Annotated in this window: 22 protein-coding genes; 12 read left to right on the forward strand and 10 right to left on the reverse strand. The window is 65.5% G+C overall.

What is annotated here, in order from left to right; genetic code table 11:
- Positions 1-136 precede the first annotated feature (136 nt).
- The 3 genes from WH265_RS23580 to WH265_RS23590 are packed head-to-tail and all read right to left on the reverse strand — an operon-like array spanning position 137 to position 6,044.
- Positions 137-1,651 carry an efflux transporter outer membrane subunit gene (locus WH265_RS23580; RefSeq protein ID WP_339559848.1) on the reverse strand — a complete coding sequence of 505 codons (1,515 nt, stop codon included), beginning with the start codon at positions 1,649-1,651 and terminating at the stop codon, positions 137-139.
- Positions 1,648-4,854, reverse strand: coding sequence for an efflux RND transporter permease subunit (locus WH265_RS23585; protein WP_339559849.1), 3,207 nt, complete (start codon positions 4,852-4,854; stop codon positions 1,648-1,650). The genes WH265_RS23580 and WH265_RS23585 overlap by 4 nt, the downstream gene beginning before the upstream one ends.
- The gene (locus WH265_RS23590; protein ID WP_339559850.1) at positions 4,851-6,044 is read right to left on the reverse strand and encodes an efflux RND transporter periplasmic adaptor subunit; all 1,194 of its coding nucleotides are present in this window, start codon (positions 6,042-6,044) and stop codon (positions 4,851-4,853) included. The genes WH265_RS23585 and WH265_RS23590 overlap by 4 nt, the downstream gene beginning before the upstream one ends.
- A gap of 204 nt (positions 6,045-6,248) precedes the next feature.
- Between WH265_RS23590 and WH265_RS23595 the strand changes: the two genes are divergently transcribed.
- A complete protein-coding gene (locus tag WH265_RS23595; RefSeq protein ID WP_339559851.1) occupies positions 6,249-7,187 on the forward strand; it encodes a LysR family transcriptional regulator in 939 nt (312 codons plus the stop codon).
- A gap of 166 nt (positions 7,188-7,353) precedes the next feature.
- Complete coding sequence (locus WH265_RS23600; protein WP_339559852.1) at positions 7,354-8,262, forward strand: LysR family transcriptional regulator; 909 nt, start codon at positions 7,354-7,356, stop codon at positions 8,260-8,262.
- A gap of 60 nt (positions 8,263-8,322) precedes the next feature.
- Here the strand turns inward: WH265_RS23600 and WH265_RS23605 are convergent, their stop codons facing one another.
- From WH265_RS23605 to WH265_RS23625, 5 genes are all read right to left on the reverse strand, one after another.
- Positions 8,323-8,667, reverse strand: coding sequence for a carboxymuconolactone decarboxylase family protein (locus WH265_RS23605; protein ID WP_339559853.1), 345 nt, complete (start codon positions 8,665-8,667; stop codon positions 8,323-8,325).
- 69 nt (positions 8,668-8,736) lie between these two features.
- On the reverse strand, positions 8,737-9,351 hold the full coding sequence (gene gstA / locus WH265_RS23610) for a glutathione transferase GstA (RefSeq protein ID WP_339559854.1): 615 nt from the start codon (positions 9,349-9,351) through the stop codon (positions 8,737-8,739).
- 156 nt (positions 9,352-9,507) lie between these two features.
- Positions 9,508-10,383, reverse strand: coding sequence for a glutathione-dependent disulfide-bond oxidoreductase (gene yghU, locus WH265_RS23615; RefSeq protein ID WP_339559855.1), 876 nt, complete (start codon positions 10,381-10,383; stop codon positions 9,508-9,510).
- A gap of 248 nt (positions 10,384-10,631) precedes the next feature.
- Positions 10,632-11,264 carry a LysE family translocator gene (locus WH265_RS23620; protein WP_339559856.1) on the reverse strand — a complete coding sequence of 211 codons (633 nt, stop codon included), beginning with the start codon at positions 11,262-11,264 and terminating at the stop codon, positions 10,632-10,634.
- A 230-nt stretch (positions 11,265-11,494) separates the two neighbouring features.
- On the reverse strand, positions 11,495-12,265 hold the full coding sequence (locus tag WH265_RS23625) for a helix-turn-helix transcriptional regulator (RefSeq protein ID WP_339559857.1): 771 nt from the start codon (positions 12,263-12,265) through the stop codon (positions 11,495-11,497).
- Between the two features lie 374 nt (positions 12,266-12,639).
- Here WH265_RS23625 and WH265_RS23630 point away from each other — a divergent pair, with 374 nt between their 5' ends.
- From WH265_RS23630 to WH265_RS23660, 7 genes are all read left to right on the forward strand, one after another.
- Positions 12,640-15,015, forward strand: a complete 2,376-nt coding sequence (locus WH265_RS23630) for a catecholate siderophore receptor Fiu (RefSeq protein ID WP_339520188.1) — start codon at positions 12,640-12,642, stop codon at positions 15,013-15,015.
- Between the two features lie 63 nt (positions 15,016-15,078).
- Complete coding sequence (locus tag WH265_RS23635) at positions 15,079-15,759, forward strand: Fe2+-dependent dioxygenase (RefSeq protein ID WP_339559858.1); 681 nt, start codon at positions 15,079-15,081, stop codon at positions 15,757-15,759.
- Between the two features lie 131 nt (positions 15,760-15,890).
- Positions 15,891-16,538 carry a PepSY-associated TM helix domain-containing protein gene (locus tag WH265_RS23640; protein WP_339559859.1) on the forward strand — a complete coding sequence of 216 codons (648 nt, stop codon included), beginning with the start codon at positions 15,891-15,893 and terminating at the stop codon, positions 16,536-16,538.
- 34 nt (positions 16,539-16,572) lie between these two features.
- Positions 16,573-17,094 carry a DUF2271 domain-containing protein gene (locus WH265_RS23645; protein ID WP_339533709.1) on the forward strand — a complete coding sequence of 174 codons (522 nt, stop codon included), beginning with the start codon at positions 16,573-16,575 and terminating at the stop codon, positions 17,092-17,094.
- Between the two features lie 33 nt (positions 17,095-17,127).
- Complete coding sequence (locus WH265_RS23650) at positions 17,128-17,928, forward strand: DUF4198 domain-containing protein (protein WP_021027981.1); 801 nt, start codon at positions 17,128-17,130, stop codon at positions 17,926-17,928.
- Positions 17,929-18,129: 201 nt separating this feature from the next.
- On the forward strand, positions 18,130-19,116 hold the full coding sequence (locus tag WH265_RS23655) for an FAD:protein FMN transferase (protein ID WP_445228576.1): 987 nt from the start codon (positions 18,130-18,132) through the stop codon (positions 19,114-19,116).
- A complete protein-coding gene (locus WH265_RS23660; RefSeq protein ID WP_445228574.1) occupies positions 19,116-20,501 on the forward strand; it encodes a sulfite reductase subunit alpha in 1,386 nt (461 codons plus the stop codon). Before WH265_RS23655 ends, WH265_RS23660 begins: the two co-directional genes overlap by 1 nt.
- Positions 20,502-20,522: 21 nt before the next feature.
- Here WH265_RS23660 and WH265_RS23665 read toward each other — a convergent pair whose 3' ends face one another.
- Positions 20,523-21,314, reverse strand: coding sequence for a VOC family protein (locus WH265_RS23665; RefSeq protein ID WP_339559862.1), 792 nt, complete (start codon positions 21,312-21,314; stop codon positions 20,523-20,525).
- A gap of 31 nt (positions 21,315-21,345) precedes the next feature.
- Positions 21,346-21,912 (reverse strand): OsmC family protein, encoded by a 567-nt coding sequence (locus WH265_RS23670; RefSeq protein WP_021025282.1) that lies wholly within the window; start codon positions 21,910-21,912, stop codon positions 21,346-21,348.
- A 41-nt stretch (positions 21,913-21,953) separates the two neighbouring features.
- Between WH265_RS23670 and WH265_RS23675 the strand changes: the two genes are divergently transcribed.
- The 3 genes from WH265_RS23675 (at position 21,954) to WH265_RS23685 (ending at position 24,903) form a co-directional block, all read left to right on the forward strand.
- Positions 21,954-22,145: a hypothetical protein gene (locus WH265_RS23675; RefSeq protein WP_339559863.1), complete on the forward strand. Its 192-nt coding sequence runs from the start codon at positions 21,954-21,956 to the stop codon at positions 22,143-22,145.
- Positions 22,146-22,259: 114 nt separating this feature from the next.
- Positions 22,260-23,924, forward strand: coding sequence for a TIGR04028 family ABC transporter substrate-binding protein (locus tag WH265_RS23680; protein ID WP_445228575.1), 1,665 nt, complete (start codon positions 22,260-22,262; stop codon positions 23,922-23,924).
- A 34-nt stretch (positions 23,925-23,958) separates the two neighbouring features.
- Positions 23,959-24,903, forward strand: coding sequence for an ABC transporter permease (locus tag WH265_RS23685; protein ID WP_339559864.1), 945 nt, complete (start codon positions 23,959-23,961; stop codon positions 24,901-24,903).
- The last annotated feature ends 104 nt before the right edge of the window (positions 24,904-25,007 follow it).

The following is a 25,007-nucleotide window of genomic DNA, read 5'->3' on the forward strand; positions in this document are numbered from 1 at the left end:
GAAATTCTCCAAAGTAAGGGAAGGGGGAGCGCCCGCGCAGAGTGCGGGGCGCCAGGTTGTGAAAGCTTCAAAGCACAAGGCACTGCGCTGCGGTAGCGTATGCAAGGGGCTGTGCGGGCACTGCCCCTGTGCGGGATCAATCGCTGGCGTCGGCGGCCAGCGATGAGGCCTGCCAGCCGCCGCCCAGCGCGCGCACCAGCGCCACGGTGGCGCGGGCGCGTTCGCCTTGGGACTGGATCAGCGCCTGGCGGCTGCGCAGGCGCGTGCGTTCGGCATCGACCACGACGAGGTAGTCAACATCCCCTTCGTTGAAGCGGGACTGCGCCGATCGGGCGACGCGCGACGAGGCCTGCTCGGCGCCGTGCTGGTGCACGATACGCTGGTCCAGGGTTCGCATCGCGGCCAGCGCATCCTCGACTTCGCCAAAGGCATGCAGCACGGTCTTGCGGTACTGGGCCACCCGCTCGTCGTACAGCGCATGGCTGCGGGCCAGCTCGGCCTCGCGCCGTCCGCCGTCAAAAATCGGCAGGCTCAGCAGCGGCCCCAGCAGAAAGCTGCGTTGCGACCACTGCAGCAGGTTGCCCAGGTCCGACGACGCATAGCCCAGCGCACCGGTCAGCGAGAACGACGGAAAGAACGCGGCCTGGGCAATACCGATGCGGGCGTTCTCGGCCGCCATGGCCCGTTCGGCCGCGGCGATATCGGGGCGGCGTTCCAGCAAGGCCGATGGCAGGCCCGCCGGCAGTTGTACGCTGAAAGGCGCCAGGGGCAGTGGCGCCAGCGCAAAGCTGGCCGGCGCCTGGCCCAGCAAGATGGCCAGCGCATGCAGTGCCAGCGCTTGCTGTTGCTCCAGCGCCAGTTGCTCGGCGCGGGCCGTCAGCACTTCGGTGCGGGCCTGGTCGGCGACAAAGGGCGCTACCGCCCCAGCACTCAGCCGGCGGTCTAGCAAGCCTGCGGCGTCTTCGCGCAGCTGGACGGTGTCGCGCAGCAGGCGCAGTTCCGCCTCCAGCTGGCGCAGCCGGAAGTAGGTCGTCGCCACATCGGCCTGCACCAGCAGCAGCATCTGGTGCGCCAGGGCCTGCTGTTGGGCGCTGTCCGCCTGCGCGGCCGCAATGCTGGAGGACACGCGACCAAAGACATCCAGTTCATAGGCCACCGAGGCCTGTGCCTGCCACAGCGACTGGCTGGTGCCGGGTGCTCCGTCTTCGCGGCCTGCCGCAGCGCCCGGTGTGCGCTGGCGGCTGTAGCTGGCGCTGGCGTTGATCTCCGGCGTCCGCGCCGCTTCGCTGCGCGATGCCAGCGCGCGGGCCTGCTGCAGCCGGGCCATGGCGATGCTGACATCGGGGTTGGCTTGCAGGGCCTGCTGCTCCAGCGCCAGCAGCACCGGGTCCTCAAAGACCTCCCACCAGGACGAGGGCGCTTGCTGGTCGGCGGGCTCGGCCGGCTTCCAGCGGCCCAAGCTGGTCGGGGGCGGCAGTGCCGCTGCGGATGTGTCGCTGGCCTCCCGGTAGTTCGCAGGGATCGCCAGTGCCGGGCGATGTTCAGTGGGCAACGGTGAACAGGCTGCCAGCAGCAACAGGCTGATGGCTGTGGCCACGGCGCGTGTGCCAAGCTGCGCGGTGTGTTGGATGGTGGCAAAAAGGCGGCTCATGGCTGGCCCTCCGCAGGTTTCAGTTCAGCGGTGTGGTGCACCAGTGTTGGTGCAGAGTGGGGCGTAGCCGAATGCAGGGGCCGGCCTCTGCCCAGTGCCCGGGCGAGCACATAGAACAAGGGGGTGAGGAACAGGCCGAACAGCGTCACGCCCAGCATGCCGAAGAACACCGAGATGCCCATGGCCTGACGCATTTCGGCACCGGCGCCGGAGGACAGCACCAGCGGTATCACGCCCATGATGAACGCCAGCGAGGTCATCAGGATGGGGCGCAGCCGCAGGCGGCAGGCGTCGATGACAGCCTGGAGCGTGGATCGGCCTGCCATCTCCAGCTCACGCGCAAACTCCACGATCAGGATCGCGTTCTTGGCGGACAGCCCCACCAGCACGATGAGCCCTATCTGGGTAAAGATGTTGTTGTCGCCGCCCGTCAACCAGACGCCCAGCAGCGCTGAGAAAATGCCCATCGGGATGATCAGGATGATGGCCAGAGGCAGGCTCAGGCTTTCGTACTGGGCAGCCAGCACAAAGAAGACCAGCAGCACGCACAGTGGCAGGATCCAGACCGCGCTGTTGCCGGCAATGATCTGCTGGTAGGTCAGGTCGGTCCACTCAAAGCCCATGCCGGGTGGCAAGGTTTCGGACGCAATCCGTTGGATGGCCGCCATGGCCTGGTCGGACGAATAGCCGGGCGCGGGGCTGCCGCCAATGTCGGCCGCGGTGAAGCCGTTGTAGCGCACGACCTGGTCGGGCCCATAGGTCTGGCTGACTGTGGCCACCGAGGCCAGTGGCACCATCTGCCCCGACTCGCTGCGCACATGCAGCTGGCCGATGTCATCGGGCTTGGAGCGGAAGGGGCTGTCCGCCTGCATGCGCACCTGGTAGACGCGGCCCAGAAAGTTGAAATCATTGACGTAGTAGGAACCCAGGAAGGCCTGCAAGGTGCTGAACACCGCCGGGGTATCGACGCCCAGTTGCTGCGCCTTGGCCCGGTCGATGTCGATCTTCAGCTGCGGTACATTGACCGTGTAGGTCGAGAACAACGGCCCCAGCTCGGGCGCCTCAGCCGCCTTCTTGATGAAGGCCTGGGTGGCCGTGTACAGCGCCTCATAGCCCAGGTCGGCGCGGTCCTCAATCTGCAGCTTGAAGCCGCCCAGCGTGCCCAGTCCATAGACGGGAGGCGGCGGGAAGATGCCGGTAAAGGCATGGCCGATCTTGCGGTACTCCTGGCCCAGATCGGCGGCGACCTGGTTGGCGCTATAGCCTTGGCGCTCGTTGAAGGGCTTGAGCAGCACAAAGCTCAGCGCGGTGCTGGAGCTCTTGGTCACGCCATTGATCGACAGCCCGCTGTAGCTGGAGGTGCCCAGCACGGCCGGGTGCTTGAGGGCCACCTCGTTCATCGCCGTCATCGTGGCCTCGGTGCGGTCCAGGGTCGAGCCCTCGGGCAACTGCGCCAGGCTGACCAGGTATTCCTTGTCCTGTGGGGGCACAAAGCCGCCGGGCACATGGCCGGTGAGCCACCAGGTGGCAGCCAGCAGCGCTGCATACACGAGCAGCATGGCGCCCTTGCGCTTGAGCACGCCGCCCACGCCTTGGCCATAGCGCTCCGATGCGCGCTCAAAGTGGCGGTTGAAGCTGGCAAAGAAGCGGCCAAACAGCCGCTGCGTGATGCGGGTGACGGCATCCGGCGCGGCACCATGGGGCTGGAGCAGCAGCGCCGACAGTGCGGGCGACAAGGTCATCGAGTTGACCGCCGAGATCAAGGTCGAGATCGCAATGGTCACCGCGAACTGCTTGTAGAACTCGCCCGTCAACCCGCTGAGAAAGGCCAGCGGCAGAAACACCGCAGACAGGGTCAGCGCAATGGCGATGATGGGGCCGCTCACCTCGCGCATCGCTTGGTAGGTGGCCTCGCGCGGGCCCAAGCCGCGTGCAATATTGCGCTCCACGTTCTCGACGACGACGATGGCGTCATCCACCACAATGCCGATAGCCACCACCAGACCAAACAGCGACAGCGTATTGATGGAGTAGCCGGCCAGCAGCAGGAAGCTGAAGGTGCCCACGATGGAGATCGGCACGGCCAGCAGCGGGATGACCGAGGCGCGCCAGGTCTGCAGAAAGAGAAACACCACCAGCACCACCAGTGCCACCGACTCCAACAAGGTCTTGACCACGGCATCGATGCCGGATTGGACGGCGCGGCTGGGTTCATAGACGATGCGGTAGACCACATCCTCCGGAAAGTCCTTGGCCAGCTCTTCCATGGCTTGGTGCACCTCGCGCGATATGCGCAGCGAGTTGGCGCCGGGCGCCTCCTGCACGGTCACCGCCACGGCCGGCGCATTGTCCAGGGTGGCGCGGATGCCATAGTCTTCAGCGCCCAGCTCCACCCGGGCCACATCGCCCAGGCGGGTGATGGCGCCGCGCGCATCGGATTTGATGATGATGTTCTTGAACTCTTCGGGCGACTTGAGGCGCCCGTCCGCGTTGACGTTGAGCTGGAACGCGGTGTCGGCTGCAGCAGGGGCACTGCCGATGGTGCCCACCGCTGCCTGGATGTTCTGGCGCCGGATCGCGCTGGCGACATCATTGGCACTCAGGCCGCGCTCGGCCAGGGCCGCCGGGTCGAGCCAGACGCGCATCGCATAGCCGCCCGGTCCCCAGATCGCCACCTCGCCCACACCGGCAATGCGCGCCAGCCGATCCTTGACATGCAAAATCGCGTAGTTGCTGATGTAGTTGTTGTCATAGGTGCCTTTGGGCGAGACCATGTGCACCGACACGGTGATGATGGGCGAGTTCTTGACGGCGGTCACGCCCAGGCGCTGCACATCCTCGGGCAGCCGGGCCTGCGCCTGCGACACGCGGGTCTGCACCAGCTGCTGGGCCCGGTCCGGGTTGGTGCCTAGCTTGAAGGTCACCGTGAGGTAGAGATGGCCATCGCCGCTGGCCTTGGATTCCATGTAGAGCATGTCTTCCACGCCATTGACGGACTGCTCCAGCGGCGCTGCCACCGTCTCGGCGATGGTCTTGGCATTGGCGCCGGGATACTGCGCATGGATGACGACCGACGGCGGAATGACCTGCGGGTATTCCGACACCGGCATGTTGAAGCCGGCCACGATGCCGGCCAGCAAGATCAGCGCAGACAGCACACAGGCAAAGATCGGCCTGTCGATGAAGAACTTGGAGATGTTCACGACCGCTCTCCCGTCGCTGCTGGGCTGGATGCGGCCTGCGGGCCGTCAGCGGCATCAGCGGCAACCGCGGTCACCGTGGTGCCGGGCGGGGCGCGGTAGGCGCCATCAACGATGACCTTGGCATCGGCGGGCACACCGCTGCGCAGCACACGCTCCTTACCCTGCAGCGCGCCCAGCTCGACAAAGCGGCGCTCCACCTTGTTCTCTGCATTGACGATCAGCACGTACTTGCGGTCCTGGTCGGTGCTGACGGCGGCCTCGTCCACCATGATGGCGTTGTAGGCCGCGCCGCCTTGCAGGCGCACACGGGCCTGCAGTCCGGGCAGCATCTCGGCACTGGCCTGGGCGATGCGGGCGCGCACCCGCACGGTGCCCGAGCGGGTGTCCATCTGGTTGTCCAGCGCCTCGATGGTGGCGGCATGCGGAAAACCTGCATCGTTGGCCAGCCCGACGCTGACTGCTGGCTGCGCGCCGCTGCGCAGCGAGGGCGCAATGATGCGCAGATAGCTTTGCTCGTCCACATGGAAGGCGGCATAGAGCTTGCCGTCCGAGACGATACGGGTGAGCGGGGTTGCGTCGCCGCCCGCCACCACCACATTGCCGGCGGTGATTTCCGCACGCGAGATGCGGCCCGTGATCGGTGCCCGCAGCTGCGTATAGCCCAGCTGCAACTGCGCCTGGGCCACGGCGGCCTGCACGCCCTTGAGTGCGGCGGCGGCTTCACGCGCAGCATTGTCGAGGGCATCGAATTCGCGGCGCGCGATCGAGGCCGATTCCATCAGCCGTTGGCCCCGGGCCAGCTCGCTGTTGGCAAGGCGCTGGCGCTCCTGCGCGCCCGCCAGGTTGGCCTGTGCCTGCTGCAACTGGGCCTGCAGCGGTGCCGGGTCGATGCTGAACAGCAGATCGCCCTGGCGGACATGCTGGCCGTCCTTGAAGTGGACCTTCATCAAGGTGCCCGGCACCTTGGGGCGGACATCGACCACGTCCACCGCCTCCAGGCGGCCGGTGTAGTCCTGGGCATCCGATACCGGGCGTTGCAGCGCCGGCTTGTAGGTGACGGTGGGCGGTGGCGCGGCCGCCGCTTCGGCGTGGGCGTGTGTGCCGTGTCTGGTCAGAACCAGGCCGGCGCTGGCGACCGAAATGGCCGCCAACGCCAGCGCTGCCAAGGGGTGCTTTTTCAGGGGTTTCATGCGACTTCTCGCCGTAGTTGAACGGCCTGCAGTGTGGGCTGCGCACCCCCAAACATCTAGCCCAAAATCTGGTTTAGTTTATTGCCTAATTTGGAATAATAGTTCCTGCATGGATTTGAAAACCCACTGCCCATGCCATTAATTCGCCTGCAAACTTATACTTATTGCGTTTAATGCAATAAAACCCCAGCCGGGACAAGCGCCATGGACCGCCTTCAATCGATGCAGATCTTTGCCCGTGTCGTCGAGATGCACAGCTTCACGCGGGCGGCCGACAGCCTGTCGCTGCCGCCCTCGCGCGTGACACGGGCTGTGAAGGAGCTGGAGGCTTTTCTGGGCGTGCGCCTGCTGCAGCGGACCACGCGCCACATCAGCCTCACGCCCGATGGCACGCTTTACTTTGACCACTGCCGCCGGCTGCTGGCCGACATCGAAGCGGTCGAAGCCAGCTTTGCCGGTGGTGCGGCCCGGCCGCGCGGCCGCTTGCGGGTAGACATGACCTTGTCGCTGGCCCGGCTGGTGGTGCTGCCCGCGATCAAGGATTTTCTGGAGCGCTTCCCCGATATCGAGCTGACCCTGACCGTATCCGACCGCACCGTCGAGCTGGTGCAGGAGGGCATCGACTGCGTGATCCGCGCTGGCACGCCGGAAGACTCGCCCACGCTGGTGGCCAGGCGCATTGCGGCCTTTGACTGGGTGACCTGCGCCTCACCGGAATATCTGGAGCAGCACGGCACACCGCAGACCCTGGAGGACCTGGCCCGGCACCATGCGGTAGGCTACCTGTCGGCCCGCACCGCGCGCTCGCTGGAGTGGGACTTTCTGGTCGATGGGGAGCTGCGCTTCATCCGCATGGCGGAGAGCCTGATCGTCAACGACACCGATGCCTATGTGGCCTGCGGCCTTGATGGCCTGGGCCTCATCCGGCCGGGCAGCTATATGGTGCGGGAGCATTTGATCAGCGGGCGCCTGCGCCAGGTGCTGACCGACTATGCGGCGCCGGCGGCCCCGCTGTCGGTGCTGTACCCGCAAAACCGCCACCTCTCGCCCACGGTGCGGGCCTTTGTGGACTGGGTCAGCGAACTGGTCAGCCAGGAGCAGCTGGGTTGGCCCCGCAGCAACCGCGCTGCCGATCGAGCCTGATTCAGAGGGCAGAGATGCACAGCGCTGCTGCACAGCGGAGCAGATTGTTCGCGGTGTTGAACAGTCAATTCATTGTTCAGATATTTATCATTGGCACCAACGCGGTAAACATCGCATCTGGCGTATACAAGGGCCCTGCCAAGGGCGGATCTTTGGAGAGTGCAAGATGAACAAGTTTCAGGCGATGGAGGTCTTTGTGCAGGTGGTCGACTGCGGCGGCTTCACGCGCGCTGCAGAGAACATGAAGCTGCCCAAGGCCACGGTGTCCACCTTGATCCAGGGGCTGGAGACCTCGCTGTCGGTCAAACTGCTCAACCGCACGACCCGGCATGTCAGCGTGACGGCCGAAGGCGCCGCCTACTACGAGCGCTGCATGCGCATTCTGGCCGATGTACGCGATGCCGAAGACTGCTTGGTGCAAACGCGGGTCAGCCCCTCCGGGCGGCTGCGCATCGATGCACCGACCGGCCTGGCGATCGAGCTGATCATCCCGGCGCTGCCGGACTTCATGGCGCTCTACCCCGATATCCAGGTCGAGCTGGGCTGCAGTGACCGCCAGGTGGATTTGATGGAAGAGGGCGTGGACTGCGCCATTCGCGGTGGCCGCAAGCTGAGCGACTCCAGCCTGATTGCGCGCCGCGTGGGCACCATGCACTACCTGACCTGCGCATCGCCGGACTACCTCCAGCGCCATGGCCGGCCCCAGCACCCCAATGACCTGGCGCAGCACCGCTGCGTCAACTACTTCTCGGCGCGCACCGGCAAGGTGTTTGACTGGTATTTCAAGCGCGATGGCGAAAAGATCCAGGTCGCCCTGTCCAGCCATATCGCGCTGAGCGACAGCTATGCCTACACCGCCGCCGGCCTGGCCGGGCTGGGTATTGTGCAGATGGCCGACTTTCTGCTCGCACCCATGCTCCAGGATGGCCGCATCCAGTCCATCCTCGAAGACTGGACCAATGAGCCGCTGCCCATCCACGTGGTCTACCCGCAGAACCGCCACCTGTCGGCCAAGGTGCGTGTGTTTGTCGACTGGGTGGCGCAGCTGTTTGCCAACCATGCCACCTTGCGCTGAGCCAGCAGGCGCCTTGGGGCGTGCTGCCTGCGGTGCCACTTTGCGCTGAATGGCCCAGCGCTATTTTTGCGGCAGCTGCTGGAAGGCCTCGATCACCCGCGCCGAATAGGTCAGCGCGGCGCCGGCATTCATCGCAATGGCTACGCCGAGCGCTTCGCTAATCTCCTGCACGCTGGCGCCCGCCTCGGCCGCCTTTTGCGTGTGCACGGCAATGCAGCCATCGCAGCGGCTGGTAACGGCCACGGCCAGCGAGATCAGTTCGTGGATCTTGGGCGCCAGCTGGCCGGTCTTGGTGGCCGCATGGTCCATGGTCGCCAGGCCGCGCAGCACATCGGGGCTGTGTTGGGCAAAGTCGCCCACGCGCTCCAGCAGGGAGGCGCGGTAGTGGTTCCAGTCTTGCATCATGGTGTAGCTCTTTCCAAGGGTTGAAAAGCAAGCGCTGCTGCGCTTGCTCGGGATCGTCGTGGCGGTGTGTCAACCCTGAGCTGCCAGGGCTTCGGCCTTCAGCGCCGCTTGCACACTGGGGCGCTGCGCCATGCGCTGCATGAACCGGGCGATATGGCGGTAGCCGGCCATGTCGATGTTCACGCGGTGCGGCCAGGACAGAACGTTGTACAGATAGGCATCGGCCACCGAGAAGCGCTCGCCCAGCACATAGTCGTTCTGGCGCAGGTGCTCGTCGATGTACTGGAACTTGCTGCGCAAATTGCCCTCGGCAAAACGCTGCTTGGTCGCCTCGTCCAGAAAGGGCGAGAACATCACCGCCATGCCCTTGTGCAGATCGCTGGCCACAAAGTTGAGCCACTCCAGTGCCGTGTAGCGGGCACGGCTGCCAAAGGCGGGCAGCAGCTGGCTGTCGGGGTGCTGGTCCGCAATCCACTGCAGGATGACGGCGCCCTCCGTCAGTTGGTCGCCGTCGTCCATCTGCAGCACGGGGATAAAGCCTTTGGGTGACACCTTCAGGTAGTCGCCTTCGGCAGTGGTCTTGGTCTTGAAATCGACCTTGACCAGCGTATAGGCCTGGCCAACCTCTTGCATCGCGATTTGCGAGGCCAGGCCGCAGGAGCCGGGTGCGTAATACAGTTTCATAAATGTCTTGGTGGTGTAGCGTGAAAGAAGAGAGCGGTGTCCGGGCCTGAGCCCCGCGCATGCGGCGGCCTCAGGGCCTGATGGACCCTGTGGGTGGGTGAGGAGGGTGATGGCCCGTGCCGAACCGGCTGCATCCAGCGGGAGGCCGCGACGGGCTTAGGGGTTGGGACTCAGCGCTTCAAAGTCGCTGGAGGCATGGCGCTCGCGCAAAAACTCGCCGGGCTTGTCCGACAGGCGGTTGACGCGACGGCCGCGTGCTACGGCGGGCCGTTCGCACAGCTTCTGGTACCAGCGCAGCAGGTGCTGGTAATCCTGCACCGCGAGGAACTCATGCGTGTTGTAGACGCCGTAGAGGCTGCCCGGGTACCAGGGCAGCACGGCCATGTCGGCGATGGTGTACTGGTCGCCGGCCAGGTATTCGTGCGTGGCCAGATGGGTATCGAGCACATGCAGCTGGCGCTTGACCTCCATCGCATAGCGGTCGATCGCATACTCGATCTTGAGCGGCGCATAGGCATAGAAATGGCCCAGACCGCCACCGGCAAACGGGGCCGATCCCATTTGCCACATCAGCCAGTTGAAGGTGGCAGTGCGTGCCCGGCCCTCGGTGGGAAAAAAGGCGCCAAAGCGTTCGGCCAGGTAGACGAGGATGGAGCCGCTCTCGAACACCTCGGTGACCGGGTCGGTGCTCTGGTCCACCAGCGCCGGGATCTTGCCATTGGGGTTGAGGCTGACAAAGCCGCTCCCAAACTGCTCGCCCTTGAAGATGTCGATCAGCCAGGCGTCGTACTCGGCGCCGCTGTGGCCGGCGGCTAGCAGCTCTTCAAGCAGGATGGTGATCTTCTGGCCGTTGGGCGTTCCCTGTGAATACAGCTGCAGCGGGTGTTTGCCCACCGGCAGGGCCCGCTCAAAGCGGGCGCCGGATACCGGCTGGTTGATGCTGCCAAAGGTGCCGCCGTACTGGTTTTTTGGCGTCCAGACTTTGTCCGGCACATAGCCGGCCGGTTGGTTGTCAAGAAGGGCGTTCGCCATCGCGTGCTCCTGGGCGGCGCGCAGCTGTCCGTTGCGGGGACCGCTGGCGACCACCGGTCAAGGTGAGGAAAAGGCCATCACCCCAGCCCCAAATGTGTGGGCTTGCATGCAGGCCCAGATTCGTTGCGGCGGCGATGTCCGTCGATGGAGAAATTCTAGGAACGCCGCTCTGCGCGATCAACGCGCCAGGCGCGAATTCAATGTTCGGTGGCCGGAACAATGTGGGAGCTGGAATGGCTGTGCTGCCATCAACCCAGCCCCAGCGCCGCGATCACCCCCAAAGCCAGCACGATCAACACCCCACCAGAGATGCGCTCCAGCCACGGCAGTGCCTGCGCAAAGTGCCGCAGCACGGCGGGGTTGCCGATCAGCGCGGCAATCAGCAGATCCCAGAGCAGCACGATGCTGAACATCCAGCTGCCGTACACCAGCTTCCAGCCCACACTGGCATGCGGGCCCGTCAGCATGGCGGCCAGGCTGGCGTAGAACAGCGCATTCTTGGGGTTGAGGATGCCGGAGAGAAAACCCATGCCGGCGGCGCGGCGCCAGCTGGTGCGGGCAGGCGCAGCCTGGCCCGGGCTGGCCGCAACACCCAGCGCACATTTACCCGCATGGCGGATAAACAGCAGGCCCAGGTAGAGCAGGTAACCGCAGCCGGCCAGCTGCAGCAGGGTGAACAACTGGCTGCCCGGCTGGAGCGCGGCGACACCGGCAAAGGCCATGACGATAAACACGCCATTGGCCAGCGCGATACCAAGGCAGGCGGCGCCGGCGCTGCGCCAACCGCTGGCCAGCGAGGTTCGGGCGATCAGAAAGAAATCAGGACCAGGGGAGAGCAGCGCCAGAAAATGGGCGGCGGCGATCAGCAAAAACTCTTGCATGCAAAAGGACCAGGCGGGGAATGGCCTTGCATGGTGGCGGCTGCCGCATGCCTTGTATTGAACGAAATTGCAGCGCTTGCTATGGGCTACTACTAAGAGCCGCTAACACGACCCAGCAAACCGAAGGTTTGCGGTTGAGACTAGGCGTCAAGCCGCAGGCAGTACAGGAGTACGACAAGGCTTGGCGCGGCCGGCGAGGCAACGACGTATCAAGGGTTGTGTTAGCGGCTCTAATGCGTCTTGCGAAAGCAGCCTGGCGTGACGCCGGTATGCGCCTTGAACACCCGCTGAAAATGCGCCTGGTCGGCAAAGCCCAGCTGTTGCGCGACTGCCGCAATGCCATCGGGCCCGCGCAGCTGCTGCTTGGCCAGATTGATGCGCTGGTTGAGCTGCCAGGCATGGGGCGCCATGCCCGTTGCCTTGCGAAAGGCGCGGATGGTCTGGTAGCGGCTCATGCCTGTCAGGGCTGCCAAGTGGTGCAGTGGCACGCTGGCGCAGGGGCTGGCGCGCAGGCAGTCCAGCGCCGGGCGGATCTGCCGCGCCAATTGCGTTGGTACCGCTAGGGCGTGGAGGTGCAGGCCTTGCTGGCTGTCGAGGTCGCCGATGAACTCGACCAGGCTGGCTTCCTTGTCGGCCACGTCGGCCTGGGAGAACAACTGGGCATTGAGCTGGCAGAAGCGCTGGTAGCGGGCCGGGTCATTGACGATGCGCACTGGCTCATTGGCCATGCTGGCCGGGTCGGCGTATTCCGCACGCAGCGCCTGCAGCCAGGCGGCATCGAGGTGCAGCATCTGGTAGCTCCAGGCGGCATCGGGCGCAGGGTTGCAGGCATGCACACGCTCGGCCGGCACAAAGACCAGGGCGCCTGGCGACAGCCGGACGGGGCCGGCCTCCGCGCCGGTGAAGACGCTGTGGCCGCCATCGACCGCGCCGATGGAAAAGCTCGGGTGGTGGTGCGGCTTGTAGCAGGCCCGGCTCTGGCTGGCGCGGCGGCTTTCCACAAAGAAAGGGCAGGGCCGGGTCGCGCCAGAACGCCTGGGCCGGATGAATGACTGGCATTGTGGAGGACATGCAATGGCTTTGACAGGGTCTGGGCTGAGCCAGCCGGGGATTCTCGCATGGCCGCACCTCGGCGACCGCAGCGCCTGCTGCCCCCGTGCGATGGAACGACTGGCGTCGTCAGCAGCGATGCCAGGTCATCGGTCTGTTGCCCCATCGCGACAGAAGGCGGGGTTTGGCGAAAGCTAAGTGAAATTAATAACGAGAATCGTTATCATTGCGAGTTAGCGCTTGCTCATGTTCTGCGGTCTGGACGGGTTTCTTCCTCCAAGCCGATGGATCTGCAAGCGTTTTCTTTACTTTGCTTTCCTCGTTTATGACAAAACCAAATACATATATCAAAAGTCGCAAACATGGAGCTGCTGTTCCTGCCCCTACGGCAGGACTGGTGGCTGCGACTGCCATCGCGGTACTGGGTATGCCGGCTTTGGCGCAGAACGCACCCGCGTCCGCGCCCGCACCAACCGTGACGTTGAAAGAAGTGACGGTGGAGGCGCCGCGTGAGACCGGCTATGAGCCCAGCCAGCTGTCCTCGCCCAAGTTCACCCAGCCCCTGGTGAACACCACGCAGACGATCTCGGTGGTCAAGGAGCAGGTGATGAAGGAGCAGGGCGCCACCACCCTGACCGAGGCACTGCGCAATGTGCCCGGCGTGGGCACTTTCTACGCGGGCGAGAACGGCAACACCAGCACGGGCGATGCCATCTACATGCGCGGTTTTGACACGTCCAGCAGCATCTATGTGGACGGTGTGCGCGACGTCGGCGCGCTGTCGCGCGATGTGTTCAACACTGACCAGGTCGAAGTGACCAAGGGCCCCGCCGGCACCGATTACGGCCGCAGCGCGCCCACCGGCGCGATCAATATGGTCACCAAGCAGCCCAACATGACCGACAGCTTTGGCGGCTCGCTGGGCTTTGGCAGCGGCAGCTACAAGCGCAGCACCATCGATCTGAACCGCAGCCTGAGCCACGAGAACGGCACGGCATTCCGCCTCAATGCGATGGTGCAGGATGCCGGGGTTGCTGGCCGTGACCAGGTCAAGAACGACCGCTGGGGCCTGGCGCCATCGTTCGCCTTTGGTCTGAACACCGATACGCGCGTCTTCCTGAACCTGCTGCACGTCAAGCAAAGCAATGTGCCCGATGGCGGTGTACTGACCATGGGCCTGCCCGGCTACAGTGCGCCCGACCGCAGCAACTACCCCGGCTACCGCAACTTCTTGAACAGCGCATCGCGCGTGGATTCGAGCAATTTCTACGGCACGGCCTCGGACCACGACGATGTGACTGCCGACATGGCTACCTTGCGCCTGGAGCATGACATTGCGCCCGGCACCACCTTGCGCAACACCACGCGCTGGGGCCAGACCAAGCAGAACTACCTGCTGTCGGCCTTCATGGCCACCGGCTATTCGCAGAACGCCACCACTGGCGCCTGGACGCCAGGCTCCTTGCTGACGCCCAATCCGGCTGATCCCGCCACCTGGACGATGTCGCGCAACATCAATACCAAGGACCAGGTCAACCGCATCCTGACCAACCAGACCAACCTGACCACGGCTTTTGCGACCGGCTCGATCAAGCACAGCCTGAGCACCGGCCTGGAGCTGACGCGCGAGGAGCAAACCAACTACGGCCTGGCGACGACGGGCACGGTGCCCACGGTCAGCATCTACAACCCGGATTCCAGCGTGTCGCTGCCTTCCTATTCGCGCAACGGTGCGGACAGCAAGGGCACGACCGACACCGTCGCGCTGTATGCCTTTGACACCTTGCAGTTCAATGACCAGTGGCAGGCCAACATGGGCCTGCGCTGGGACCATTACAAGACCAAGTACAACGCGATGGCCGTCTGCACGGCCACCTCCACCACCCAGCCTTGCGGCGCCAACCCGGCTGGCACCGTGGTGCCCACCACGTCGGATGGCCTGCAGGCCTCGGGCAATCTGCTGAGCTGGAAGGCCGGCCTGCTGTACAAGCCCGCACCCAACGGCAGCGTGTATGTGAACTATGCGCTGTCGCAGCAACCACCGGGCGGCAGCAACTTTACGCTGTCTGCGGTGGGCAACAATGCCGGCAATCCCAACCTGGCCCCGCAAAAGGCCAAGACGGCCGAAGTGGGCACCAAGTGGGAGCTGCTTGACAAGCGGGTGCTGCTGACCGGCGCACTGTTCCGTACCGAGATCACCAACGAGATCGTGACCGACTCCGATGGCTCGGTGAACCAGACCGGCAAGAAGACGGTGCAAGGCCTGGAGCTGGGTGCCACCGGCCAGATCACCCCCGCCTGGGGTGTGACTGCGGGCTACACCATCCAGAACACCAAGGTGGCCACGGGCGCCAACGTGGCGCAGGACGGATCCAGCGGCCTGACCTACACGCCCAAGAATGCGCTGTCGCTGTGGAGCAGCTACCAGTTCTCCTCGGGCCTGACCATCGGCGGTGGTGCACGCTATTCCAGCGGCCTCAAGCGCGGCACCGATGGTGCCGTGGGCACGCCCAACTTTACCGAGTCCTACTGGGTGTTTGACGCACTGGCCAGCTACCGCATCAACAAGAACGTGGATATCCAGTTGAACGTCTACAACCTGTTTGACAAGCGCTATGTGGCGGCCATCAACAAGAGCGGCTACCGCTACTTCCCCGGTATTCCACGCTCGGCGCGCGTGACGGCGAACTTTAGTTTCTAATTCGTCTTTTTGGGTACCAGCCCCGCGTCTGCCGGGGCTTTTTTTCATGGAGGAGCTCTCACCATGATGCTGCACATTCCCCATGTACTCACGCGCGACGAGGTGGCCGCCATGCGCGCGGCCATCGACGCTGCCGACTGGATAGACGGCCGTGTCACGGTTGGCTGCCAGGGCGCGCAGGTCAAGCGCAACCGGCAACTGCCCGAGACCTCGCCCGTGGCGCTGGAGCAGGGCCGCATCATCCAACGCGCGCTGGCGGCCAATACGCTGTTCTTCCAGGCCGCGCTGCCCGCGCGCACGATGGCGCCGCTGTTCAACCGCTATGCGCAAGCCGAGACCTATGGCCTGCATGTGGACGGCGCGGCGCGCCGCGAGGCCGGACAGGCGCAGTGGCTGCGCACCGATGTGTCATCGACCTTGTTCCTCTCCGACCCCGAGGACTATGACGGCGGCGAGCTGGTGGTGGTCGATACCTATGGCATGCACGAGGTAAAGCTGCCCGCGGGCGACCTGATCCTCTACCCCTCATCCAGCCTGCACCGGGTTGAGCCGGTCACGCGAGGTGAGCGGGTCAGCTCGTTCTTCTGGACCCAGAGCCTGGTGCGCGATGATGCGCGGCGCACGATGCTGTTTGAACTGGACCAGAGCATCCAGCGGCTGCGCAACCAATTGGGCGAGACGCAAGACACCGTCGCCCTGACGGGCCACTACCACAACCTGCTGCGCATGTGGGCGGAGACCTGAGCCCTGCCCATGTCTCCACTGGGTAAAGTATTTGAAAATGAGAGTCATTAGCATTTATTTTCCTTAAAATCCCTGCTTTTGCCCGGCGTAGGCATTCCCCGCTGCTGGGCCCGAAACCTGCCTCTCTCCGCATGAAAGCCAACGCGTCTTCCTCCTCGCAGCGGGCCTACTGGCTCAAGACCTTGCATGAATGGCACTGGGTCAGCTCCGCCATCTGCCTGGTGGGCATGCTGCTGTTTGCGGTGACGGGCTTTACGCTCAACCATGCCGGGCAGATAGAGGCCAAGCCCAGCGTGGTACTGCGCGAGGGGACCTTGCCCGCGCCGCTGCTGCAGGGCCTGCAAAAGGCGGCCGCAAGCCATAAAGAGGCCGCAGACACGGCACAGGCGCTGCCCGCCGATGTGCAAGGCTGGCTGCGCGCAGAGCTGGGCGCCGACACCCGCCAGCGTGCGGTGGAGTGGAGTGAGGACGAGGTCTATGTGGCCTTGCCCCGGCCAGGCGGTGATGCCTGGGTGCGCATTGCGTTGGGCGATGGGCAGGCCGAGCATGAATCCACCGACCGGGGCTGGATCTCCTACTTCAACGATTTGCACAAGGGCCGCCATGCGGGCCTGGCCTGGACCTGGTTCATCGACATTTTTGCGGGCGCCTGCCTGGTGTTCTGCATCACCGGTCTGTTCATTTTGCAGATGCATGCAGGCCGCCGCCCGATGACCTGGCCCATGGTGGGCCTGGGGCTGCTGGTCCCGGCGCTGCTGGCGCTGCTGCTGGTGCACTGACGACACCCGCACCGACTTTTTCTGAGGAGAGCACATGACAAGCACTGTTTCGCGTTTCACCGTGGCCTTGACGGCGGTGGCCGGGCTGCCGGCCGTTGCCGGTGGGCTGAATGTCGGCGTTGAGCTGCCACGCCTGGAGGTGGCCGAATACCACCGCCCCTATGTGGCCGTCTGGCTGGAGCGTGCCGATGGAACAGTGGCCGCCAACCTGTCGGTCTGGTACGAGGTGAAAAAGCGCGATGCCGAAGGCGCCAAATGGCTCAAGGACATGCGCCAGTGGTGGCGCCGCACAGGCCGCGAGCTGAGCGTGCCTATCGATGGCGTGACCCAGCCGACCAAGCCGGCAGGCAAGCATGCGCTGTCCTTCTCCGAAGGCAGCAACCCGCTGCCCAAGCTGGAGCCGGGCCAGTACAAGCTGCAGATCGAGGCCGCACGCGAAGTCGGTGGCCGCGAGCTGCTGAGCATTCCGTTTGAGTGGCCCGCCAAGCAGGCCACCAGCCTGTCGGCCCAGGGCAAGACGGAGCTGGGCGAGATCAAGCTCGAACTCAAGCCCTGATCCAACACACCCCTATTTTTGAGGAGAGTCCCCATGTTTTCTGCCACCCGTATTGCCGCCGCGCTGGCGCTCAGCTGTGCCGCCCTCGGTGCCCAGGCCCACAGCGTCTGGATGAAGCCTTCGAGCACCGTGCTGTCCAAGGCGGACTGGGTCACGGTCGATGCCGCCGTGTCCAATGACATGTTCTTCTTCAACCACCGCCCGCTGGGCCTGGACAAGCTGGTGATCACCGCGCCCGATGGCAGCACGGTGGAGCCCAAGAACGCCCACAAGGGTGAGCTGCGCAGCGTGTTTGACCTCAAGCCCGAGCAAGCGGGCACCTACCAGCTGGCCATCGTCAACAGCGGCGTCATGGGCTCCTACAAGGATGCAGCCGGCCAGATGAAGCGGCTGCGCGGCAGCGCCGACGAGATCGCCAAGCAGATCCCCGCCGATGCCAAGGAAGTGCGCGTGGCAGAAAGCATCAGCCGCATCGAAACCTTTGTGACCATGGGCAAGCCCAGCCCCCTGCGTTTGAGCGGCAAGGGCCTGGAGCTGGTGCCTGTCACCCACCCCAACGATCTGGTCGCCGGTGAGGAAGCCACCTTTGCCTTCCACGTCGATGGCAAGCCGGCTGCCGATGTTGAAGTGGTGCTGGTGCCCGATGGCAAGCGCTACCGCGATGCCGTCAACGAGATCAAGCTCAAGACCGATGCGCAGGGCCAGGTCAAGGTCAAGTTCCCGACGGCGGGCATGTACTGGCTGGATGCCGACGTCAAGGACGACAAGACCTCCACCCCCATCGCCAAGGAACGCCGCCTGGCCTATGTCGCCACCTTGGAAGTGCTGCCTTAAGGCGCAGTGGCCGGTGACTGCAAAACGGACATGCGCCAGGCTGAACGCGGAGCCGCTGTGAGCACGGCACCGCGCATCCACTATGGCGCCGGCATCTGGCAGATCCCCCAGGCCCAGGCCGGGGGGGAAGGCCAAGCTGCCCCGGCAAGCCCTGCGCCGGCCGGCCGCTCCTTTGCGTCCCCAGCCTGGAGGGCGCCTGCAATGCAGCACGCGCAGGATGGCAGCCTGCACAGCCTGCAGGGCGCGACGATGGGCACCACCTGGTCGCTGCGCCTGGTCAACCCCGACTACGCCCCGCTGGCGCCGGTCCAGGCGCTGGTGCAGCAAACGCTCGATGCCGTCATCGCGCAGATGAGCAACTGGGAGGCGGACTCCTGCCTCTCGCGCTTCAATGCCGCCGATGCGGGTAGCTGGCACGTGCTGCCACCCGAGCTGGCACAGGTGCTGGATGCGGCCCTCTACTGGGCTCGCGCCTGCGATGGCGCCTATGACCCGACCATCGGCGCGCTGGTGTCGCTCTGGGGCTTTGGCCCGCGTGCAGACCCGCAAGCGCCGCACAGCGGACAGCCGCCTGCGCAGGCCGCTATTGACCGCGCGCTGCAGGCTTGCGGCCACCAGCGCCTGCAGTGGCAGCCGCAGCTGCGGCGATTGCTGCAGCCCGGTGGCCTGCAGCTGGATTTGAGCGGCATCGCCAAGGGCTATGCCGTCGACTGGGTGGCCGAGCGCTTGCGCGCGGCCGGCTGGCAGCATGCGCTGCTGGAGATTGGCGGAGAGATTAGGGCGTGGGGCCAGAAACCCGGCGGCCAGCCTTGGCGTGTAGCCGTGGCGGGCGTTGCCGGTGATGAACCGCTGGTGGTTCCGCTGGGCGATGGCGCGCTGGCCAGCTCGGGCGACCACTGGCATGTGTTCATGCAGGGTGGCCAACGCTTTTCACATAGCCTGGACCCGCGCACTGGCCGGCCCGTGGCCCATGCGCTGACCAGCGTCACCGTCTACCACGACGAATGCATGCATGCCGATGCGCTGGCCACCGTGCTCACGGTGCTGGGCCCTGAGGCGGGTTGGCGCTTTGCGCTGCAGCAGCAGCTGGCGGCCGTCTTTCACAGCCATCCCGATGCCGGGCAGCCGCAAGGCCTGCGCCGTATGACGCCGGCCTGGCAGCAGCGTTTTGCAGGCAGCATGCAGTGATGATCGATTGGATAGCAAGCCCTGTGCGGGTGGCAGGTGCCGCCGCCTTGGTGGCTGGATATGCGCTCTTGTGCGCCGCTGTGGCCGGGCGCTTGTGGCGCCAGCGCCGGGCCGAGCGCCAGGAGCAGCTGGCGCTGCAAGCGGGTACGCAGCAGGGCGCGCCGGTGCTGGTGGCCTATGCCAGCCAGACCGGCCGGGCCGAGGCCCTGGCGCATGAGACCGCTAGGGTGCTGCATGCCGGGGGCTGCGCGGTCCAACTGCGGCCGGTGCAGGCGCTGCGCCTGGCCGACTTGCAGGCCTGCGCGCAAAGCCTCTGGCTGCTGTCCACCACCGGCGAGGGCGATGCGCCCGATGATGCCCTGCCTTTTGTGCGCCAGGTGCTGGAGCAGGCGCAGCCGCTGCCCGGGCATAGCGCCCAGGTGCTGGCGCTGGGCGACAGCGAATATGCGGCCTTCTGCGCCTTTGGCCTGCGCGTGCAGCAGTGGCTGCAGCAGCAGGGCGCCAAGGCCGATGTGCTGTGCATGGACAACGGCGATGAAGCGACTTTGCTGGCCTGGCAGGGCCAGACGGCCGAGCTGCTGCAATCGCTGACCGGCCAGGCCGGCGCTGGCTGGAGCCAGCCGGAAGCCGCCCAGCCCTGGGTGCTGCGCCGCCGCCAGTTGCTCAACCCCGGCAGCCAGGGCGGCCCGGTGTACCTGCTTGACTGGCAGCCGCAGTCCGGCGCCTTGCCGCTGTGGGAATCGGGCGACCTGGTATCGCTGGCGGTGCCGGCCGATCCGCAGCGCAGCCGAGATTACTCCATCGCCTCGGTGCCCGAAGATGGCTGCCTGCAATTGCTGGTGCGCCAAAGCACACGTGCCGATGGCACGTCCGGCCTGGCATCGGGCTGGCTGTGCGAGGGCATGGCTGTGGGCGATGTGCTGCCGATGCAGCTGCGTGCGCACAGTGGATTCAGGTTGGGAGACAACGCCGAGCGCCCCTTGCTGCTGATCGGCAATGGCACCGGCCTGGCGGGCCTGTGCAGCCATATCCGCGCACGCATTACTAAGGGTCGCTCAGACCAGTGGTTGCTGTTTGGTGAACGCAAGTCCGGTGAGGATGCGCTGCTGGACGCGCAACTGCAGCAGTGGCTGGCCGCTGGCCAGCTGGAGCGCTTGGACCGCGCCTGGTCCCGCGATGCCACCGACCCTTGCTATGTGCAGCAGCTGCTGCAGCGCCAGGCGCAGCGCCTGCGCGACTGGGTGGCGCGTGGCGCTGCGATCTATGTCTGCGGCAGCCAGCAGGGCATGGCGCAGGGCGTGGATGCCGTGCTGCGCCAGGTGCTGGGCGGCGCGGAGGTGGATGCGCTGGCGCTGGCCGGGCGCTACCGGCGAGATGTGTATTGAGGCCGGGCCCGCCCAGAAAGCCTAGGCGGTGGCCAGGCTGCTGTCGGCCTTGCTCGCCAGCTCCGTTTTCGCAAACGCAATGGTTGCCCCATGCGCGAGCTGGGCAGCAGCCTGGTCCCAGCTGCCCGTGCCACCCTTGAGTGCAATCGCGAACGGACCTTCGCCCTTGCTTTGCAGTTGCGGTGCAGTTTGCGTCAGCTCCAGCACGCTGTTGCCCAGCGCGATGGTGGCACTGCTGCCGCCATCGGCCGCGTGGATATGGGCCTTGTCGCCCAGCAGCGCGCGGTAGCGCTCCAGGCTTTGCAGCAGGTCGCTGACGGCGACGGTCAGGCGCGCCACACCGGTGGCACCGTTGGCATGCTGGCGCACTTCGCCCTCCGGCACGCGCAGCTTGCGCGGGGTGATATCGCCGCAGAGGAAGGGCAGGTCATGCGTGTGCGGGCGGCCGGTCTGCCATTGCAGTTTTTCGCCATCGGGGCGCAGGCGGCCGCCATCCAGCGGGCCTTGCAGCTCCAGGCCGCGCGCTTTGGCCGCAGCAATCACCTCGGCGGTGCTGGGGGGCAGCAGCGCAAAGTCGATGATGCCTTCGCCATGCTGGTCCAGCAGCTGCCACCAGCGGTCTTGCGGCGCAGGGCTGCGCCAGGCGATCAGCTCGAAATAGGCGCCGTCCTCAAACACCACCAGCGCATTGTGGGTCGGGCGGCCGGGGTGCTCACCGCCGCGCACAACGGTAAAGCCGAGTGCGGCGTAGTCGTCAATGGTTTTGTCGAGGTCGTGGACCGCGATCACGATGTGGTCAAGTGTCAGTGCCATGGGATAGATCCGATAAAGGGGAGGGAAGGGGTCAAGCCGCTTGCTTCTGCGTCTGGGCCAGCGAGTCGCTGTGCTCAACGCGAGCGCGGATGGTCTGCGGCTGGCGCAGCAGGTTCAGGATCGGGCAGGTCCGCTCGACGGCGGCAAACAGCGCATCGATGTCGGCGCGCGGCGCGGGCGAATCGATATGCACGGTGTAGGCAATGTCATGGGGCCAGACCGGCGTGGCCTCGTGGCCGGGCTTGCCGGCGCGCGGGTCGATCACGCCGCTTACCTCCACCTCCAGGCTGGTCAGCGGTACCTGCTGCGCCGATGCCTGGATCAGAAAGATATGGGTGACGCAGCTGCCCAGCACGCCCAGCTGCAGCTCGGGCGAGCTGGGGCCCAGGTTGTAGCCGGCAAAGCTCGGCGGGCTGTCGCTGATGACCTGGTGCTCGCGGATGCGGATGCGGCGCACGCCGCTGCGCCCTTCGGCGCTCACGCTGGCGCGCAGGGCCGTGGCCTGGGCCGTGCCGGCATCGATCTGGGCATCGCGGGCCAACACGGCGCCGCGCTTTTCAGCCAGGTAGTCATTCAAGGTAGCAGGGCTTGCACTCATGGAGTCTCTTGGAAATGTGCTGCATCGGCGGGAGGTGATGCATGCCGAAGACCATTGTTGGTGTTGAGAGCCTGCGCGTGAACTGCGCAGATCGCATGTGCATATGCAGCCGCTGCGCATGTGCTTATGCGCAAACCCTCTATGCGGCGGCGGGCCTGGTGGCCGCGCGCTTCCTTGGTTTGCGCATATCGATGCTCCGAAAAATACCTTCTCGCCACGCGCCAAATGCCTAGCATGACAAACCCAGATGGCGGCATTTTCAACAAAGGTGCTGCTGGCCGGTGGCCGCGGTTGGCGCGCCGGTGCAGGCAAGGTTGCCCGATGGTTAGCGAGGGTGGTGTGTGGTGGTGAAAGCAAATAAATTCAAGAAACTGGCGGTATGGACTGCGGCATGGTTGGCGCTGGGTGGGCTGCTGTCGGCCTGCTCCAAGACCGAGAGTGTGGCGGACGCCAAAACCGATAACGGCCCCGCCAGCGGTGGCGCGCTGGTGTACCTGGAGCAGCAGGCGCATACCAACCTCTACCCGCCAGCCGGTGGCTTCTACCCCAATGGCGGCGTGCTTAACCAGATAACAGACAAGCTCACCTACCAGGACCCCAAGACGCTGGAGATCCAGCCCTGGATTGCCAAGAGCTGGACCATCAACGACACGGCCACCGAGTTCACGTTCGAGCTGCGCCCGGGCGTGACCTTCTCCGACGGCACGCCGCTCGATGCAGCAGCGGTGGCCAAGAACTTTGACACCTATGGGCGCGGCAACAAGGCGCTCAAGCTGCCGGTGTCCGAGGTCATCAACAACTACGAGCGCAGCGAGGTGCTGGGCCCGCTGACGGTGAAGTTCTATTTCAGCAAGCCCTCGCCGGGCTTCCTGCAAGGCACCTCGGTGATCGGCTCGGGCCTGGTTGCTTTGCAGACGCTGGAGCGCCCGTTTGACGAGCTGGGTGACGCCACCAAGATCATTGGCTCGGGCCCCTTTGTGGTGGCAAGCGAAACGCTGGGCAAGGAGCTGCTGCTGTCGGCCCGCAAGGACTACAACTGGGGCCCGGCGAAGCTGGCGCACCAGGGCCGCGCGCGCCTGGATGAAGTGCGCTTTATCGTGACGCCGGAGGACAGCGTGCGCATTGGCGCGCTGCTGTCGGGCCAGGCCGGTGTGATCCGCCAGGTGCAGGCCTATGACGAAAAGCGGGTGGAAGAGCAGAAGTTTGTCATCTACGCGCCGTCCACAAGGGGCGTGAACAACAGCATTGTCTTCCGCCCCGACAACGCGCTGGTCGCCGATCTGAAGGTGCGCCAGGCGCTGCTGCATGCCACCAATACCCAGGAGGTCGTGCAAACGCTGTTCTCGCACAACTACCCGCAGGCCACCTCGGTGATTGCCGCCAGCGCGCAGGGCTATGTCAACCTGGCGGGCAAGCTGGCCTATGACCCGCAAAAGGCGCAGCAGCTGCTCGACAGCGCCGGCTGGACGCCCGGACCCGATGGCATCCGCCAAAAGGACGGCCGCGCGCTGGTGCTGGCCGCCTATGACTCGCTGCCCCAGCCGCAGAACAAGGAAACCCTGCAACTGGTGGCCCAGCAGTGGGGCAAGCTGGGGGTCAAGCTGCAGGTGCTGAGCGGCGATGCCGGCGTGCGCGTCGTCGACAACCTGGACCCGGAAAAAACCCCCGTCGCGCCCGGCATGGTGGGCCGCGCCGATCCCGATGTGATCAAGAGCAACTACTACCCGACCAACCGCAATGTGCTGCTGCAGCAAGGCGGCGTGAGCCAGAAGGTCAAGGGCTTTGTCGATCCGCAGCTCAATGGCTTGCTGGAGGCGATTGCCGCGCAGACCGATGCCCAAAAGCGCCTGGCGCTGACGGCCGAGGTGCAGAACTACCTGATCGACCAGGCCTATGTGATCCCCATTTTTGAAGAGCCGCAGGCCTTTGCCGCAGCCCCCTGGGTGCGTGAGGTGGGCTTTGAAGCGGTGGGGCGCCCGAGCTTTTACAGCACCTGGCTGGCCAAGCGCTAAGGCGCAGCCCCGCTGAGCGGCAAGGAGCATCCCGATGTCCTTCTATCCCTATCTGGCCCGGCGCAGTGCCCAGGCGCTCTTGGTGCTGTGGGCGGCGTTCACCGCGTCCTTTGTGCTGCTGCAGCTGCTGCCGGGCGATGCGCTGCTGATCAAGTTCTTGAGCCCCGAGCTGGGCCTAGGCCCGCAGGAGGTGGCCGATATCCGCGCCGCCTATGGCGCGGACCAGCCGGTGTGGCAGCAGTACTGGCACAGCCTGACGGGCTTTGTCAGCGGCAACTTTGGTTACTCGGTGCAGGCCGGCGTGCCGGTCAGCCAGGGGCTGGCCACCAGCCTGCCGCCCACCTTGCGGCTGGCGGGGCTGGGCTTTGCACTGGCGTTGGTGCTGGCCCTGGTGCTGGCGCTGCTCGCCCAGCTGGCACCTTGGCGCTGGCTGCGCGGCGCGCTCTATGCGCTGCCTTCGGTGTTTGTCTCGGTGCCCGTGTTCTGGCTGGGCATTGTGCTGATTCAGCTGGTCTCGTTCCGCCTGGGCTGGATCCCCGTGATCAACCCCGGCAAATGGCAGGGCCTGGTGCTGCCGACCCTGACCTTGGCGATCCCCATTGCCGCGCCGCTGGCGCAGATCCTGCTGCGCAATGTGGACGAGGTGCTGACCCAGCCCTTTGTGGCCGTGGCCCGTGCCAAGGGCGCTCCGCGCCTGTGGCTGCTGCTGCGCCATGTGGCGGGCAACGCCGCGCTGCCGATGCTGACGATGGCCGGCGTGCTGTTTGGCGAGCTGCTAGGCGGCGCCGTCGTGACCGAGGCCGTCTTTGGCCTCAATGGCCTGGGGAGCCTCACGCAGCAGGCCGTCGGCAACCAGGACAGCGCCGTGCTGCAGGCGGTCGTGGTCATCTCGGCCACCGCCTTTGTTTTGATCAATCTGGTGGTGGACTTGCTCTACCCGCTGTTCGACCCGCGTTTGCGCAACCGTTTGGGAGTTTGACCATGTCTGCAAGCACTTCTTCGACCGCCAGCCTGGGGGCCTTGGCCGCTGAGCCGGCCCTGCTGGGCGCAGCCCGTGGCGCTGCCAGCGCGGCGGTGCAGGCG

Source organism: Comamonas sp. MYb396 (assembly GCF_037479555.1).
GTDB lineage: Bacteria > Pseudomonadota > Gammaproteobacteria > Burkholderiales > Burkholderiaceae_C > Comamonas.